This is a genomic window from Deltaproteobacteria bacterium (genome assembly GCA_019309045.1).
GTDB lineage: Bacteria > Desulfobacterota > Syntrophobacteria > BM002 > BM002 > JAFDGZ01.
This window is the reverse complement of the sequence record JAFDGZ010000038.1, coordinates 1-16330: the sequence shown is the minus strand read 5'-3', so window position 1 is coordinate 16330 and position 16330 is coordinate 1. Positions and strand designations below refer to the sequence as shown.

Sequence of the window (16330 nt, the reverse complement as noted above, 5' to 3'; positions counted from 1 at the left end):
GCACAACCATCAGCCCCCCCCGAAACTGATTTGCCGCCTTCTCTTCCTGAGCATGATACCGGGCACACAGAGTCCAACAAGCAAGTGCCAGGCCCAAAAACTCCATCTCCACCGAACTCAGCAGACAAGAGGGCCGCCTTGATCCCGGGTGGACAGCTGGCGTCTCCCGGCAGCAAGGCGACATCAGGTAGTGGGGCCTACGTCAAGCCACAGCCTCCTCAGTATGGCTATCGCACGGAACCGCACTATCCTCGCCTGGCTGTCAGACGCGGTTATCAGGGCACCGTTCTGCTCAGAGTATACGTCCTGGAAGATGGTCATGTGGCTACTGTGCAGATCAAGGAAAGTTCTGGATACAAGATTCTTGATGATGCAGCTGTTCAGGCTGTCAGGAATTGGCGGTTCAATCCCGGCCGTCTGGGAGAAAGGCACATTGCCAGCTGGGTACTGGTGCCCATCTCTTTCAAACTCGAAATGTAATTCAGTCAAACTCAAAACCCATGAGACATTCACTGCTTGTGAGTTGGATTGAAGACAGCTTTCCATGCGTTATAATAAGATGGCAATAATTCTCTGAGCTAGAGCTTTTGGTTGCACCAGATCGAAGAGGGTCCAGCATGAGATTGACCTGGGACAGAGAAGCCGAAGAAATTCTCAGGCGAGTGCCATTTTTTGTCCGTCACCGCGTTCGCAAAAAGGTGGAAGAGGAGGTGGCGGCACGCGGCCGTCAGCGCATCACAGTAGCAGATATCGAGGAGAGCAAGAAGCGGCACCTCCAGACTCACAGCAAGGATGTCAAGGGATACAGCATTGAAACCTGCTTCGGATCGAGCGGCTGCAGCAATGCGGTCACCGCCTCTGCCGCGCTGGTGAACGAGCTGGACAAGGTGTTGCAGCAAGCAGAGCTTCTCTCTTTTCTCCGCCTGCAACTCGGGGACCGGTTAAAGCTGCACCATCAGTTCCGTGTCACTGTAGCTGATTGTCCAAATTGCTGCTCGCAGCCGCAGATAAAAGATGTCGGCATCATAGGACAGGCCGGCATGGAGATCAGGCCAGAGGAGTGCCTTGCCTGCGGCGACTGCGAGGCAGCCTGTGAAGAGGCTGCCATCTTGTTGGCTGAGGGCTCCCTTCTGGGGTTAGATGAGGATCGCTGTGTGCGCTGCGCAGCATGTGCCCGGGCGTGCCCCACGGATGCCATTACCTGCAATACGGCTGGCTATCGCTTGCTTGTGGGCGGCAAACTGGGGCGCCATCCTCAGCTCGCTGTGGAGCTTGCCCGGGATCTCAGTGAAGAGCAGGTGTTGCAACTTGTGGCAAGGATTACCGAATTCTTTAAAGCTAACGCACTGGAGGGAGAGCGCTTGGCTACCAGAGAGCCTCCCGCAGAGTCTGTTCCAGAGAAATGGGGGTCAACCCGAAAAGTTCATAAAAAGGTTTTTCATCGCAGGTGCCGCCTTCCAGAAGCATGCTGATCTGATCTCGGGTAAGGGGGTAGCCAGGCGCATGCTCGAGCATGCTGGTCGCCAGCCGCAGTGGCAGCACGGGCACGTGAACCTTGATGATACTCCTTCCCATCACCTTTGCCAGAGTGTCCATTATCTCGTTGAAGCTCACCTCTTCTGCCCCTCCCACCTCCAGGGTCTGACCTTCGGCAGCATCCAGTTCAAGAGCCTTGACGAAACCCTGGGCCACTGTGACCACACTTACTGGTTTGAAGCGATATTGCCCGTCGCCGATGATGGGTACCACAAATTTCTTGACCATGTCGGCGAACATCTTTACGGCCTCGCCGCCTCTGCCAAAGATCAGTGAAGGCCGAAAGATAGTGTAGCGCAGGCCGCTCTGCCTCACCAGCTCTTCCGCAGCGAATTTTGTCCGCAAATATTCTGTGGAACCATCTTCCCTGGCCCCCAGAGCACTCATATGAAGCAGTCGAGAAACCCCCGCCTCTTTGCAGGCTTCGATCACATTTTCAGTGGCCTCTACATGAAGCTTCTCAAAGGTGATGCCCTTCTTCGGGAAGGCCCGAATGATTCCCACCAGATGGATGACAGCATCACAGCCTTGGGCTCCCTGCAGCAGCTCTTCTTTACTCTCCACGCTGCCGTGGACAATCTCCACATCGTCTGGCCTTTTCAGCTTGTGCTCTGAACGAGGCCGCACCAGAGCACGCACCTGGTGACCTTTGTCAAGAAGCTCTTTCACCACATGGTTGCCGACAAACCCCGTACTGCCGGTAACGAATACTTGCATGGCCACCTCCTACCCGTACTCTGTAAAACTATGCTCTCAGTCACTACTCTGTAAGCCAAGCAGCTTTTAGTTACAGCTAACATGTATCATATGCGACGCACCGCAATTGCGCAACTCTTCAGAGCGAATATTTGCTGGAATATCTTGCCCAGAGCGAACACCGTGGCCATTGCTTGTGCTCTGAAGCAAAACTCCCCGGCCGGGCAATACCGAACCGGGGAGAAAAAGCGCTGCTAGTCCGAAGGTCTTACTGCAAGGCATGCACCACGTTGTCCATGCGGTGTTTCTTTTCGTCATCAGCCAGTGTTGCCTGATCTCTCAGAGCACCTGGTTTGCAAACGAACTGTTTGCCTTTCTTATCTCTCACCAGGCCAAACCGCATAGCTGTCGATTCAGTCACCTCAATTATGCTCGCCATTTTTTTCTTCTCATCATCAACCTGCTATTCACAGGTGCTAAGCGTCGGGTGGTAAAAATCTCTTTCTCCCTGTAAAGAGAGTGAAATTTTGAGATCAGCAGCTCCTTCAGGCCAGGCCCCGCGGATCTATTCACAGTTTCACTCCTCGCTTTTCTAACACTTTCCTGTCTATGCCCAGGTCTGTGAGCATTCTCATCACCCTGTTTCGTGGCGGGATATTGTAAAGGAACAGGCCGATTGTCAGAATAATGCCAAACGTTTTCGCCTGCGGTGAACGTTTGAAGCTTGTCACGAAAGCTAGATACAGGAAAGAGACACTCAGGTACAATGTCCGCTGATACGACTTTTTCAAGAGTAACTTCAGCTCCTCGAAGCTCACCTTGTCGATCTCAGGAAGCATCTCGAAGTCGAGTCGGGCCAGTCCTTTCTCACGTTTGATATAAAGGGCACCCAGGGCAATCCCTGCCATGAGGTATGCCAGGGTCTCAATGGACAGGGTCATGGCCCGAGCCGCCCCCTTTCTTCACACTCCCTGGAGTTTCCTGTAATAGTTTGACCCACATCTTCAGTGAGCATAACATTCTTACACTTGCTTTTCATGTGATTCAGCGGATAAGGCACCCTGCCATATACTGAAGACTATTGCCTGGCGGTTACCTCGCTGTCCAAAAAAAACTCCTCTGCAGACACCGTGTCTGCAGAGGAATTCATGGTTTACTGAGTTACAAATTGGGCAATGTTGGGAATTTCCATGCCATGGTGGAACAGATAGGCAATCACCAGCGTTACCGGTATGATTAACAGAAACAGAGCAATGAAGTATACCCAGACCATCTTGCCAAACTGAGCTTCCTTCAGCTTTTTGAAATCAGTGATTATGCCGAGGCTCAAGAAGGTGAGCATAAAGAACAGCTTCCTCATCCCTTTCTCGATAGGCACCGCACCCGCTTTCACTGATTTGAGGAAAGGCATGGCATCGGGAGCCCCACTGTGCCCGGGACCGAAATAGAGCGCCAGCAAGAATAGCCAGCAGAAAAAGTATCCCAGGACGAATTTGGGAAACCGATGCCATACCTCGGAGAATGGCACGGTTTCCCCCGGTATTCGATCTATCTTGTATACCCACACCAGGGCCAGCACAAAAGCACAGATACCGATGAACATGTAGATCCACACTTTGGTCATTACTGCACTGGAAGTAATGATGCCGGCGGGCCACTTGATCGTCCCATTGCTTTCCACCTCTATCTTGCTCCGCATGAACTCATCCATAAGCTCACCCGCGGCAGCATCAGCCCCATCTGTTTTCACCGACATTCCCATGGCAGCACCAGCGACCAGTGGATCATTGGTAGTTGGCCAGACATGAGTGAAAAAACCAGGCAGCATAATCAACTCGATAACCGCCCAGACAACCACCAGGGCGGAAACCATTATCGACACCACCGGGCCTGGCGCGCACTGCTCCGCCGGTGGCAACCGAAGCTGACACTCCGCAGATGGAAATACCCGAACCAAGGACCGCTACGGTCTTGCGGGGAAGCTTGAATATCTTTCTCGAAATAATATACACTCCAGGCCAAAAAATCATGTAAGCCACTATTGTGGCCACGCAGCCAGCCACAAAAAGCTCGAAATAGATGGCCGAGCCTATTTTATTCAGTCTCATGCCGTCTATTTCACCGAATCATGCATGCACTGCCACGGCGACCCCGAGGATGCCCCACGGTCCCTCATCAAGATCTACGGCAGCGACAGAGGTTTCGGTCACGTCCCCGACGAGATCGCCGGAGTGACAACTGTCAGCATTCCCATGGATATAGCTTTGGCTAATATCAGAGCACGAGCCTATTCAATACTGTGGAGCAGCCTCCTCTGTCTGTCAATGCTGTACATTATGGTAAGCTTTTTCTTCAACCGTCTAGTTGTCCACAGCTTGAAAGATTTATTGGACATGTTTCGAGACATTCCTCGCAGCGACAAGGAATTGCAACTACTCGAAGAGGCAAAAGGCAAGGATGAAATCGAGGAAATTACTACTGCAGCTCAAGTTATGGCGACTCACCTGCATCAAAGTCGTCAGGAGCTGGAAAAATATACTGAAACACTCGAGGAAATGGTGGCTCATCGAACCAGAGCACTAGAGAGCTCCCAGCAACGGCTCCAGGAGAAGGTGGCCACTCGTAACCGGGAACTCCATACCTTGAACACTATTGCCGAGCTGATCACCCGTTCCGTCCATCTCCCCGAAATACTGCCCAGCGTCTTGAAAAAAACACTGGACATCGTACCAGCGCAAGGCGCAGCAATCTATCTGCTGCGCAACAATCCATCGCGCCTAGAACTACAGTGCCATGAAAATGCTCATTTCGTGCTTCCACAGCTGCCCTTCGATTCCAGTTTGTGTCCGCATCAAGTTGAAGACAAGCCCACAGACCTGTCCTCATCTCTGTACGAAGCCGCCTGTGGTCACCTGAGCTTTTTCTCTTTCGAAGAAGAGCAGAGCGGTCTGAACGTGCCTCTATGCTGCCGTGGCGAAGTTCTCGGGGTTATGTGCTTCGTCAACCTCGACTTCAGCGAGGTTACCCCGGAAATGCAGCAACTGCTCTTTTCAGTTGGCCAACAAATCGGCATTACTATTGAAAGCTTGCAACACACTGAAAACCTTCTGCAAAGCAAAGAATTACTGCAATCTGTTTTTGACGGCATAACTGACATGCTGGTCCTTCTCGACCGTGACTTGCGCATCAAAATGGTGAACAGGGCACACCTGGAGCGCTATAAGGTGACAAAAGAGCAGGTCATCGGCCAGCAATGTCAGTACCCCCATTTTCATGGAGCCTGCCCCTTCTTGGAGTGCCGCATCGAAGAAGTGGCCAGCTCAAAAAAGCCTTTGACCGAAGAGGTGTAAAGCAAGAAAGGCGAGATTTTTCTGGTGCACTATTATCCGATTCTCGATGAAATAGGAGACATTCCCATTTCTGTGCAGACTAAACTGCTTCGGGCTATTCAAGAACAGGAAATAAAGCCTCTCGGCACTGCTCGCACTCGCAAGATAGATGTCCGCGTCATCGCTTCCACCAATCAGAACCTGGAGGAAAAAATCCGCCAGAGAACTTTCCGCGAAGACCTATATTATCGCTTGAACGTGGTGACTCTGACAACGCCTTCACTTGCAGAGATCCACTCTGATATTCCGCTCCTTGTCAATCACTTTAGCAGACTCGCCTCCCTCGAGCTGGGCATTGCTCCCAGACGCTTTACTTCCGGAGCACTTGCCCTGCTCAAGCAAAGAAGTTGGCCAGGCAATGTCAGAGAACTGCAAAATTTTGTCCCTCGCGTGGTCACCTTCTCAGCAGACAGTGTCATTCGAGCTCGAGAGCTGCAAGCCCTGGAAGACTCGAGGTACACGGCGAACATGTTTCACAAGACAGCCCAGGCCACACCTCAGGCCATCGAGCCTTACAAACAGGCAAAAGACCGGGTAGTCAAGCAATTCACTTTCGACTATGTCTCCAGCTTGCTCCAACAAACAGGAGGCAACGTCACCAAGGCCGCTGATCTGAGCGGCCTCGGCAGGGCATCCCTGCAAAAGATCATGCGAAGGCTGGGCATTAGATCAGAAAGCTACAAACAACAGGGCAGCTGTACACCACAGCGGTTCTGCTAATTCGAGGGAAGTAAACATTACGGCAGCAGCATCTCCTTCACAGGCTAACTATGCTTCTCTGCCTCTATTTGCTCAACAAGCAGCAGATCCCTTGACCTTTGTTCTCTCCAAGCTTATGGTATTGATCACCTATAATCTGTAATGAAAAGAGACCGTCATGCTGACTATGATACTTGCCATAGTGATTCTGCTATTTTCCGTAATCGTCCACGAAGTTGCTCACGGCTATGTGGCCTACCGGCTTGGAGACCCTACAGCCAAACATGCCGGCCGCCTGACTCTCAATCCCATCAAGCACATTGATCCTATGGGTACTATTGTCCTGCCGCTGGTACTGCTTCTTCTGGGATCACGCTTTCTGGTGGGCTGGGCAAAACCGGTGCCGGTAAATCCTCTTTATTTCCGGGATCCGAAGCGCGGCATGATGATCGTTGGGGCTGCAGGACCCCTCGCCAACATTACCCTTATACTGCTGTCAGCTCTAGCGCTGCGTTTGCTGGCCGCAACAATGCCGCCCATGCTAGTGGACTTGCTTTTCTACTGCTGCTCCATAAATATTGTCCTGGCTCTGTTCAACCTGATACCTGTGCCGCCGCTGGACGGCTCCAGGGTGCTCGCCGGCATCCTGCCCCCTGGTATAAGAGCTGCCTACGTGGGACTCGAACGGTATGGCATGTTGATCATTCTCGGCCTGTTTTTCCTTGGCCTCATGGACCAGGTAATCTTACCCCTCTACAGGGTCATCTTTTATCTCCTGGTGCAAGCCTAGAACGCTGTACAGGAGCTAGCCGTTTTGCGCCAGCCACCAGTACTCTGCCATTCTGCTCAGGGTATCCTCCTTCGCTCCTTTCCTCTTTCCTGCCTGTTCCGTGGCCTGGACCAGAATCTTGTAATAGGTTCGTATCCGGTCAACATATCTTACTGGTTCTGTACCGCGTGCATAGCCGTGCTTGAGTGTTCGATAGTACTTTTTTTGCCGAAGAAGCGGCAAGGTGGCCCTCACATCCTGCCATGAATTGGGATTCTTACCCATACGTTCGCACAGTTCTCTGGCGTCCTGCAAGTGGCCCCAGCCAACATTATACGCTGCCAGAGCCATATAAGTACGATCAGGCTCAACCACCTCTGGCCCTATTCTCTTGTGTAAATCCGCCAGATAACGCACTCCTCCAAAAATAGCCTGACGTGGATCCAGTCTGCTCTCTATGCCGAGATACTCGGCTGTATCCAGGGTCAGCATCATTATGCCTCTAACCCCGGTAAAGCTTCTTGCCCGTGGATTCCAATGAGACTCCTGGTATGCCTGTGCTGCCACTAAACGCCAGTCGAAACCATATTTATCTGCAGCAGCTTCGAAATATTTCTGGTAGCGCTGCAGCCGATGGCGTACTCTGCGATGGTATTTCACCAGGTCCACATAGTCGAAAACTTCCAGGTGCCCATAGTAGCGCTCACTCAGCTGCTGGATAAGGGCGTGGGTCTGCGGCCTGGTAAACCAGTTGTCCACAGCATGCCTGAGATGCCGATGTTGTGGGTGCATGGCCCAGGCAAGCTGCTGCGGCTTGCCTATACTGAAGAGAATTACCAGCTGCGGATAGTACCGCCGGTTCACGGCAATGATATTCGAGTCAGCGATAGTCAGAGGGATGATCCCCTTCCACACCATCTCCAGAAGCTCCTCTGTTTCGTAGCCGGAGATGGACATCCAGGAAAGCGCCGGGTATTTCTTCTTGAGTTCTCGCAGCCTTTCCTCATAGGCCGAGCCAGCATTTACCCACAGCGATTGACCGACAAGATCGGCAATTTTGTGCGGAGAGGGGCCACCGCGTCTCCCCACAACTTGCTGTTCCACCTCCATGTAGCTGGGTCCAAAGGAAAGCCGCAAGCGTCGCTCCAGGGTTCTGCTAAAACCTGCCGCTATCAGGTCGGCATCGCCTCGCAACAGAGACGGCACCATTTCCTGAAGTTTGTCTGTAACCACAGGTACAACCTTCACACCCAGGTAGTCTGCGAAACCCCGCACCAGATCATACTCGAAGCCTGTCGGCCCATGAGCACCTTCATAATAACAGGTGGCGTTGTTGCGCATCAAAACCCGCAGCTTCCCTCTTGCCTTGATTGTATCCAGCTCGTCGCGAGGTGCCAGTTCCTGACAACCGCTGTTAAAGAGAAAAAGACAGCACAAGCTGGCTGCAACAATAGGCAACCTGCACTTTCGCCACAGGAACATGGGATCCTTTCTCCTCGAGGCCATCTAATTACAAAGCGTTTGGATAGCTAATATCATCTCGACCGAGATTGCTGGCTCAGCCAATCGGGCCAGCCGGCATTCTATGCTGTCCTGCTTCTGCTCGCTGCATCAGGAGCAATTCAGTCTACTAATATAATCCGCAGATCCATGACATTGGTATTTGTTGGTCCCGTCATAACCAGGTCGCCAAGATTCTTGAAAAAATGGTAAGAATCATTGTTCTCCAGGAAAGCTCGTGCATCTAGATTCTTCGCCCTCGCTCGGGAAATGGTACTGCCGTCCACCACCGCACCGGCAGCGTCAGTAGGTCCATCTGTACCGTCTGTGCCAGCAGAAAGAATACATATCTGCGGCAATCCATCAATAGCAAAGGCAGCCTCCAGAGCGAAATGTTGATTTCTCCCTCCTTTTCCTTTGCCGCGCACCACTACTGTTGTCTCTCCACCGGAAATCACACACGCAGGTCTTGGCAGAGGATGACCGCTTTGGACAATTTGCCGCGCCACTGCCGCATGAAACCGCGCTGCCTCACCTGTGTCACCCTCAATCAGCGAGGAAAGAATGAGTGTTCGCCTGCCCAACTTTTCCGCCTCCATCGCGGCAGCTTCTAAGGCCTGCAGGTTGGTTCCCACCAGGTAGGTACGGCTCCTCTTGCAGGCAGGCTCGTCTGGTTTGGGGGTCTCGGCAACTTTTCCGGCCGCGCCCGCCTCCAGGTGTGCCATTACGGCCTCTGGCAATGCCTCCTGTAAACCGTAGCGGCTAACAATTTCCAGACAGTCCTGGTATGTGCTCGGGTCTGCCACCGTTGGGCCAGAAGCTATCACATCCAGATGATCACCCACTACATCAGAGAGGATAAGGCTAAATACCTGGGCAGGATAGGCGAGGCGGGCAAGGTGTCCTCCTTTGATTTGAGAAAGATGTTTGCGTATAGCGTTCATTTCCTGGATAGAGGCACCAGATTTCAGGAGGAGCTCGGTGGTCTTCATCTTGTCCTCCAGAGAAACGCCAACCACGGGCACTGGCAGCAGTGCTGAGCCGCCCCCAGAGATGAGAACCAGCACCACATCATCTTCGCCAAGTCCTGAAACCAGTTCAATGATTCTGCGGGCAGCACGGTTGCCGTTCTCATCAGGAGTTGGGTGGCCTGCTTCATACAAGTCAATTCGGCTCAGCGTTTCCAGGTAGCCGTATTTGGTTACCACCACTCCACCACTGATTCGCTCACCCAGGATTTCTTCCAGGGCTCGCGCCATGGCTGCCGAACCTTTGCCGGCACCCACCACCCAGAGACCACCTCTGTAATCGACTTTTTTCCCCGCAATGGTCAATTGCTCGTCCTGAATTGACACATATCGCTTTACAGCTGCAGCGGGATCCACTGCCTTGAGGCCGGCTAGCAATATCTGCCGTGCTTGTTCTCGCAAATCTCTCGTCATGTCGACTCCTCTCGAGCCAGTTAAGGTAAACAACGCATAAATAGTCTGCCAGTGCAGGCCGCAAAATAATCTTCTTTATCCACCCAAGTCAAGCACTCTGATTCCATTCCATTGTTGCAAGATTTTTATTATACAATGCTTTCAGTTATTGTCTTTTCCCTAGATATCTGCCATAGCCAGTGAGAATCTTGCAGATTATCTCCCCTATTTACCGGATTGACACCTGTTTTGCGAGCCAGGTAAAATGCCACCTTGGCATTATACATCTCTCACTACAGCAATGGAGGTACGACTATGCCAGACTGTATCTTTTGTCAGATCGTAGACGGCAAGATTCCCTCGGCGAAAATAAAGGAAAGCGACACTGTTCTAGCCTTCCTGGACATCAACCCCGTCAGCAAAGGTCACTGCCTTGTCATTCCCAAGGCCCATTACGCCACCTTTGCTGACATTCCAGCCGATGTGCTGACTGATATGGGAAAGACGCTGCAGCAAATCGGCACTGCAGTGGAAAAAGTTCTTGGCAATGAAGGATACAACGTCCTGCTCAATAATGGCAGAGCAGCCGGCCAGCTTATTGACCACGCTCATTTCCACATCGTTCCCAGAAACACAGGCGATGGCGTCATGGAGTGGCCAGAGGTGCACCCTTACTCTGAAGGGGAGATGGAGAATATTCGGCAAGCCCTGGCTGAGGCGGTCTCTTGAAGCTTGAATTTGGCCTCTCCTGTCTAGAGCAAGAAAATGGCTACCTGGTTCTCCGCTGGGAAGGATGGCGGTTTGCCGTTTTTCAAGTTCATTTTTCTGACGGCTCTCCCTGGGAGTCCTTATTTCGGGGGTAAACAGCCATCGTTGAGTAGAGTGCCGGTTTGTTCAAATACTTATTCGCTTCAGCCAATTTAGAACGTTTCAGGCATCCCCGCCCATAGATCAGACATTTACGTTCAAGTGTTTGCCAAACCCAACTGTACTGCTGCCGAGACAGTCTCCCACTGAGCAGAAGTTTCTCCAGTGCTCTTATGCGGTATCGGTCAATGCCCGGCGTGGAGGACAACTGGTCAGCATGACCTCCACGTTTGATCACCAGGGGCTGGCGAATGAGCGGCACCAGCTGCTCAAGTGCTGCTCTGAGCCAAAGATCATAGTCTTCAGCCATGGGCAACTCTTCATCGAAGCCGCCCAGCTGCTCGAAGAATGGCCTGCGGATCATCACCGCAGATGGGCTAACCAGACATCTCTCCAGACTAGCCCTGAATATGTCTCCCGAAGGCTTCTGATGGTAGCGTTTCGGATTCACTCTCCTGCCGTTTCTCCACCACAGTTCATCAGTCTGACAGATCTGCATCCCGGGGTTTCTGTCCATAAATGTTTTCTGGACAAGAAGCTTTCCGGGCAGCCAGAGATCATCCGAGTCCAAAAAGGCGAGCAGCGGTGCCCGGCTCAATTGTACGCCTCTGTTGCGTGCTGCACTCACACCGCTGTGAGTCTGACGGTGGTATTGCAAAGAACTGCCAAAAGGTTCGAGTTTTTTCTCTGTACCATCAGTTGAACCGTCATCGACCACGATCAGTTCAAAACTGACTCCAGACTGCAGCAGCACCGACTTTACTGCCTCAGCAACCATGTTGGCCCTGTTGTAGGTGGGTATGATAACGGAAACTTCAGGGGCCATATGGCCACATCCTCCATTTTTTCTCTAGAAAAGCAGCAACCGGAGGCGGTCCCCTGGTGCAAGCAGTCCTCCAGTTCCATCCAGGAAAGCCGTCTTACCATTGCTGCAAGACCATAGACAGGAACAAAATATGCTGTTCACAGGCGAGCCGCTAGAACTTGATAGAGCAGGGCCAATATGCCTGCAAAATAGAAGTTGCTTTCCACTAGAGCCTCAAAGGCAAGGCTGTCAGGTCGCATCAATTTGCGGTTGTAAGTGTATACACAGAATATTGCATAGGCGCACGATGCCAGCATCAAATAACTGAAAAAGGTGAACAGGCCGTATAAAGGCAGAACTGTCAAAAGAATTGCCATCAGCAAAATCAGATGCAAGAGGAGTTTTATTGTACGCTTCTCACCAATTACCACGGGTACAGTCTCTTCTCCAACAAACCGGTCGCCCTGAATGTCTACCAGATCGAAAATAGCTGATCGCACGAAAACAAGAACAAAAACCACCAGCAGCAGGCAGATAGTTGAAAGCCGCACGTGCAGGCCGCCATAGAGCTTTGGCAACAGCGCTATGACGGCACTCCAGGCGCCAGCAACAAACACGGTCTTGGATGCGGGAATATCTTTCAACTTACTCACCCTGACTGCACTCAACCATATTTCTGGAACAATGCGGATGCTGTAGAGCAGGCCGAGGGCAATCATGACCACCAGGGCAAATAATACCTCAAGACCCATCAGGGCAGCGCAACCAACAGCAAGCAGCACCGAGACAATGCCTGCAACAGCAAAAGGAATAAGGTGTCTTTCATAGAATCCTGCTCTGGCGGGATCGTTCAAGTGAGCGGCCCTGTCAGTGTAACGATTCAGCACATGCATGGCAAAGACATACAAGAATGTGATAGCCGCAGCCAGTCCCCGAGGTTTGACTCCCTCGAGAACAGCCGTGGCATAGCCCAGACAGCAGGCACCCCCAGCAACATACAGGTTGCTCTCCATCAAAAAGCGGAAGAACCTCCGCAGGATTCGAGGCAATGGATGTGCTGTCTCTGGTTCAATGGTCTCCAGTTGGCGCACCACCCTGCTGATCAGCCAATTGGGTGTTGAAGCTCCAGCTGTAACGCCGACGACCCGAAAGGCGCTCAATTTCTTTCTGTCCAGCTCATCCGCGGTCTCCACATGAAAGGTGGGAACGCCCGAGGCCATGGCAATATCTGCCAGCCTTCTGGTGTTGGCGCTGTGGCGACCCCCCACCACCACCATGGCCTCTACTTCTTTACTCAGTGAGCGCACCTCTTGCTGTCTATTGTGGGTAGAGTCGCAGATAGTGTTGCGAACAATGACCTCAGGGAAACGCTTCTGAAGAACCTCTACGATTTCATTGAATATTGCTTCATCCTGGGTGGTCTGAGCCACCACCAGCACGCGCTCCATAGGCGGCAGTGTCTGCACATCTTCCATTTTGCTGACCACGTGAGCCCGGTTATTGCTGAAGCCTTTCAGTCCCAGAACCTCAGCGTGATTGTCATCCCCGACTATCACCACCTCATAGCCGCGCAGTGCGTGCTTCTTGATAATGCCCTGTACTTTCGCCACTCTAGGACAGGTAGCATCGAGGATCTTCAAACCCTTTTCTTTAATGATCCTTCGTTCTTGAGGGGGAATTCCATGGGCCCGTATGGCAATTCTGCCGCTGTCCGTGCCATCCAGTTCCTCCAGACAACGTACACCCCGGGCCTCTAGGACCTCCAGCACCTGGTTGTTGTGAATCAGCGGCCCATATGTGTAAACGGTCTCTTTAGTAGCAGAGGCTTCCGTAGTAGCGGCGAGTACAGCCTCGAGCGCTTTGCGCACTCCCATACAGAAGCCAGCAGTTCTCGCCACTTTTACCTTCACTGCAGTTCTCCCATCTGCTGCTGATCTCTAGCCCCGTGCCGTCTTTCGTCAGGGCAGCGCCGCTGTCCCAGTTCATCGAAAAAGGCTTTTGCCAGCTTCAGTACCTCGTTGGTATGCCTGCATCTGCTCACCACATGTCTCAGCTTGCTGCTTCCGGGAAGGCCTCGAGTATACCACATCACTCGGCGGCGCAGGCAGGCAACAGTAACACCTTCAGGCTGACTCTCCAGATAGAGCCGCAGGTGACGCATCATCACAGAGAACCGTTCAGGCGCGCTCGGTAAAGGGCAAGATTCTCCGGCAGCCATGCCTTTGGCTTGCTGGAATATCCAGGGATTGCCCACGGCAGCTCTTCCTATCATCACACCATCACAACGGGTGGCAGACTTCATCTGTTCCACCTGTTCGGCCTGTCTCACATCCCCATTGCCAATCACCGGAACATCAACATCCTCTTTGACCTGGCGAATTATCTGCCAGTTTGCCTTCCCAGCAAATCCTTGTTGAGCTGTGCGAGGATGAACCGTAATGGCAGCTGCTCCGGCAGCAGCAGCTGCCTGAGCCACCTCCACAGCGTTTATCCGCTGGCGGCTCCAACCAGCCCTGATTTTTACAGTAACCGGCACCGCAACCGACCTCTGCACTGCCTCAACTACACGGGCAACTTTCTGGACATCATTCATGAGAATAGCTCCAGCTCCCTGACGCAAGATTTTCCTTACAGGACAGCCCATGTTGAGATCCACAATGTCGGCACCATGGTCAACTACAATTCCAGCGGCTTCTGCCATTACCTCGGCCTCAGAGCCAAAAATCTGGATGGCCAGAGGCTTTTCCCTGCGGTCCCAGTAAAGGAGCCGCCAGGTAGCTGGATTCCGCCGCACAAGTCCCTCGGCGCTCACCATTTCCGAAAATACCAGATCAGCTCCAAGCTCCCTGGCTATCAGGCGAAAACTCACATCCGTCATCCCCGCCATGGGCGCCAGTACCAGGCCCTTGCCAAGCATGACATTGCCTATCTGCAGCTGCCTCTCCCCTGTTACCATGCAGGCCTCACCACAATGTGGATTTTCATTCTTCCATGCATTGTGTAATCATAAAGGAGGCCTGGGCAAATCTCAACTCTCATGCCCTGAAGCACCAGGTCGCCACTGGCTCTGGGAGATCAAAGGAAGTGAACTGCTCTCTAGCGGCAATCTCATTTTGCTTTGCTCTCTGAGGAGATAGGGAAAGCCCTCGACAGCTCAACACATATCTGTTATATATCTCGCGGAAGTGCCAAGCTCGCTGGTGGGGCTCCCGGACTTCAAATCCGGTGTGGGGCAGTGAGGGCTGTCCCAGGTGGGTTCGATTCCCATGCACTTCCGCCATTTTTTTGGGGGAACAGAGGGGGACTATCGGATGTGTCCCGTCCCCCTCATGGCAGGATTCAGCATAACCACATCGGTGGCCGGAGAATCGAGGCTGCGTTTCCCATGTTCAACATCGACTCACGAATACTCCTGGTTCCTGCTGTTGCCACCACCGTCTACCTGCCTCCAGCACAGCCTTTTCTGACATCAAAAACATCATCTTGAAGCGAACCTCAGATCACCTTTGAAGAGCTTATTTCAGAATATCAGATAGTTGACCGGCGCAGACCAGCAGCCTACCTCAGCAACTCAGCAAGAAGAATTTTATAATTTTACGCCCATCCCCATCTATCCTTTTACTTGACATTTTTGTTGTTGTTATTTATATTGTTGTCCGATTGGACAACAATATAAATTTGAGCAACAGCAATGGACGACGACTTTGAAATATTTGATTACCTCAAGATCCATATAAAAGAACTCATCCCTGTGGAAGGGCTCAATATCCGCTTTGAGGTCCCAGGCTCCAAAGACAAAGAGTGGCACCCTGAGTTCATAGCGCACGTCTCGTATAAAGATGTGCAGTTCAAATTGGCTGGAGAAATATTAGCACAGCAGAGTGCTTCACTATTCAAGGCAAAAATATCGCTTCTGAAATCATTTGCAAAGCAGGCTGAGTGCATAATTCCTCTTGTGGTGGCAAAATACTTAAGCCCTGATCGAAGGAAGCGATGTCAAGAGGAGGGTGTTTACTTCATAGACCTCTCTGGAAATGTCTTGCTGAAGTATGACTGCTTACACATAGAACGGATCGGCTTTCCTAACCGCTATCCTGAAAAAAGAATGGGAAGGGGGCCTTTTTCCGACAAGGCCTCGCTTATTCTCAGAGCAGCTCTTTACGACATAAACAAGCTTTGGGGGGTTCGTGAGCTTGCCAGAAGCCTTGGCCTTGATCCTGGTTTTGTTTCCCGCATGGCGAAGGAACTCGAAAAAAGGAACTATGCATCCCGCATCGGTGGTAAAATAAAACTCCGCGATCCCAAGAGTCTTCTAGAAGATTGGAGCCGGGAATATAATTACAAGAGAAATCAGGAAGTGCGATACTTTTGTCTGGCAAAAGGTCCAGAGGAAATAATAGACAAGCTGGCTGCTGCCCGGATCCCGGACGACATCCCTTACGGGCTCGGCCTTCAGGCAGGGGCCAATCTTGTCGCCCCATACACGGTCTACAACGAAGTTCATGTCTACATTCAGAATAAGGATAATATCAAGCGGTTCGTGGGAAAACTGAAATTGAGGGAGGCCCGCGAGGGAGCCAATCTTGTATTCCTGTTGCCTTATTACAAGCATTCAGTTTTCTACGGCAGGCAAAAGATCAACAACGTA

General features: G+C 52.0%; 15 protein-coding genes, 1 tRNA gene and 1 pseudogene. 8 read left to right on the top strand and 9 right to left on the bottom strand.

The annotated features are described in order from the left end of the window. Positions 1-138 precede the first annotated feature (138 nt). Together JRI89_09665 and JRI89_09660 are read left to right on the top strand one after the other, a co-directional pair. Entirely contained in the window at positions 139-480 is a 342-nt protein-coding gene (locus JRI89_09665; protein MBW2071509.1) for an energy transducer TonB, read from the top strand. Between the two features lie 137 nt (positions 481-617). Further along, a complete protein-coding gene (locus tag JRI89_09660; GenBank protein MBW2071508.1) occupies positions 618-1472 on the top strand; it encodes a 4Fe-4S binding protein in 855 nt (284 codons plus the stop codon). On the opposite strand, the gene JRI89_09655 is transcribed toward JRI89_09660, so the two are convergent. The 4 genes and pseudogenes from JRI89_09655 to JRI89_09640 all read right to left on the bottom strand — a co-directional run bounded on the left by JRI89_09655 (position 1366) and on the right by JRI89_09640 (position 4340). Continuing rightward, positions 1366-2253: a complex I NDUFA9 subunit family protein gene (locus tag JRI89_09655; protein ID MBW2071507.1), complete on the bottom strand. Its 888-nt coding sequence runs from the start codon at positions 2251-2253 to the stop codon at positions 1366-1368. The two genes, JRI89_09660 and JRI89_09655, sit on opposite strands and share 107 nt — an antisense overlap. A 247-nt stretch (positions 2254-2500) precedes the next feature. Then, positions 2501-2671 (bottom strand): hypothetical protein, encoded by a 171-nt coding sequence (locus JRI89_09650; protein MBW2071506.1) that lies wholly within the window; start codon positions 2669-2671, stop codon positions 2501-2503. A gap of 130 nt (positions 2672-2801) precedes the next feature. Continuing rightward, complete coding sequence (locus JRI89_09645) at positions 2802-3173, bottom strand: hypothetical protein (GenBank protein MBW2071505.1); 372 nt, start codon at positions 3171-3173, stop codon at positions 2802-2804. 212 nt (positions 3174-3385) lie between these two features. After that, positions 3386-4340: pseudogene (locus tag JRI89_09640) on the bottom strand (putative sulfate exporter family transporter). 24 nt (positions 4341-4364) lie between these two features. On the opposite strand from JRI89_09640, the gene JRI89_09635 reads away from it, so the two are divergent. From JRI89_09635 to JRI89_09625, 3 genes are all read left to right on the top strand, one after another. Beyond that, a complete protein-coding gene (locus JRI89_09635; GenBank protein MBW2071504.1) occupies positions 4365-5582 on the top strand; it encodes a DUF3365 domain-containing protein in 1218 nt (405 codons plus the stop codon). Between the two features lie 24 nt (positions 5583-5606). After that, on the top strand, positions 5607-6341 hold the full coding sequence (locus JRI89_09630) for a sigma-54-dependent Fis family transcriptional regulator (GenBank protein ID MBW2071503.1): 735 nt from the start codon (positions 5607-5609) through the stop codon (positions 6339-6341). A 157-nt stretch (positions 6342-6498) separates the two neighbouring features. Next, positions 6499-7110: a site-2 protease family protein gene (locus JRI89_09625; protein ID MBW2071502.1), complete on the top strand. Its 612-nt coding sequence runs from the start codon at positions 6499-6501 to the stop codon at positions 7108-7110. 15 nt (positions 7111-7125) lie between these two features. Here JRI89_09625 and mltF read toward each other — a convergent pair whose 3' ends face one another. After that, positions 7126-8571, bottom strand: coding sequence for a membrane-bound lytic murein transglycosylase MltF (gene mltF / locus JRI89_09620; GenBank protein ID MBW2071501.1), 1446 nt, complete (start codon positions 8569-8571; stop codon positions 7126-7128). A gap of 140 nt (positions 8572-8711) precedes the next feature. Next, entirely contained in the window at positions 8712-10031 is a 1320-nt protein-coding gene (locus JRI89_09615) for a glycerate kinase (protein MBW2071500.1), read from the bottom strand. 294 nt (positions 10032-10325) lie between these two features. Between JRI89_09615 and JRI89_09610 the strand changes: the two genes are divergently transcribed. Continuing rightward, the gene (locus tag JRI89_09610) at positions 10326-10739 is read left to right on the top strand and encodes an HIT family protein (protein MBW2071499.1); all 414 of its coding nucleotides are present in this window, start codon (positions 10326-10328) and stop codon (positions 10737-10739) included. Positions 10740-10827: 88 nt separating this feature from the next. Here JRI89_09610 and JRI89_09605 read toward each other — a convergent pair whose 3' ends face one another. The 3 genes from JRI89_09605 to dusB form a co-directional block, all read right to left on the bottom strand. Further along, positions 10828-11703: a glycosyltransferase family 2 protein gene (locus tag JRI89_09605; protein ID MBW2071498.1), complete on the bottom strand. Its 876-nt coding sequence runs from the start codon at positions 11701-11703 to the stop codon at positions 10828-10830. Positions 11704-11840: 137 nt separating this feature from the next. Further along, positions 11841-13592 carry a 4-hydroxy-3-methylbut-2-enyl diphosphate reductase gene (ispH, locus tag JRI89_09600; GenBank protein ID MBW2071497.1) on the bottom strand — a complete coding sequence of 584 codons (1752 nt, stop codon included), beginning with the start codon at positions 13590-13592 and terminating at the stop codon, positions 11841-11843. Beyond that, the gene (dusB, locus tag JRI89_09595; protein ID MBW2071496.1) at positions 13589-14638 is read right to left on the bottom strand and encodes a tRNA dihydrouridine synthase DusB; all 1050 of its coding nucleotides are present in this window, start codon (positions 14636-14638) and stop codon (positions 13589-13591) included. Before dusB ends, ispH begins: the two co-directional genes overlap by 4 nt. A 225-nt stretch (positions 14639-14863) precedes the next feature. Here dusB and JRI89_09590 point away from each other — a divergent pair. Together JRI89_09590 and JRI89_09585 are read left to right on the top strand one after the other, a co-directional pair. After that, positions 14864-14962 (top strand) — tRNA-Sec (locus tag JRI89_09590). Between the two features lie 573 nt (positions 14963-15535). After that, positions 15536-16330: hypothetical protein (locus JRI89_09585; GenBank protein MBW2071495.1), on the top strand; the 795-nt coding region annotated here is incomplete at its 3' end.

Excerpts from the sequence above, each read along its gene's own strand:
- JRI89_09610 (MBW2071499.1), top strand. The coding sequence starts at position 10,326 with ATGCCAGACTGTATCTTTTGTCAGATCGTAGACGGCAAGATTCCCTCG.
- JRI89_09625 (MBW2071502.1), top strand. The coding sequence starts at position 6,499 with ATGCTGACTATGATACTTGCCATAGTGATTCTGCTATTTTCCGTAATC.
- JRI89_09650 (MBW2071506.1), bottom strand. The coding sequence starts at position 2,671 with ATGGCGAGCATAATTGAGGTGACTGAATCGACAGCTATGCGGTTTGGC.
- JRI89_09615 (MBW2071500.1), bottom strand. The coding sequence starts at position 10,031 with ATGACGAGAGATTTGCGAGAACAAGCACGGCAGATATTGCTAGCCGGC.
- JRI89_09655 (MBW2071507.1), bottom strand. The coding sequence starts at position 2,253 with ATGCAAGTATTCGTTACCGGCAGTACGGGGTTTGTCGGCAACCATGTG.
- JRI89_09645 (MBW2071505.1), bottom strand. The coding sequence starts at position 3,173 with ATGACCCTGTCCATTGAGACCCTGGCATACCTCATGGCAGGGATTGCC.
- JRI89_09605 (MBW2071498.1), bottom strand. The coding sequence starts at position 11,703 with ATGGCCCCTGAAGTTTCCGTTATCATACCCACCTACAACAGGGCCAAC.
- dusB (MBW2071496.1), bottom strand. The coding sequence starts at position 14,638 with ATGGTAACAGGGGAGAGGCAGCTGCAGATAGGCAATGTCATGCTTGGC.
- mltF (MBW2071501.1), bottom strand. The coding sequence starts at position 8,571 with ATGTTCCTGTGGCGAAAGTGCAGGTTGCCTATTGTTGCAGCCAGCTTG.
- JRI89_09635 (MBW2071504.1), top strand. The coding sequence starts at position 4,365 with ATGCACTGCCACGGCGACCCCGAGGATGCCCCACGGTCCCTCATCAAG.
- JRI89_09660 (MBW2071508.1), top strand. The coding sequence starts at position 618 with ATGAGATTGACCTGGGACAGAGAAGCCGAAGAAATTCTCAGGCGAGTG.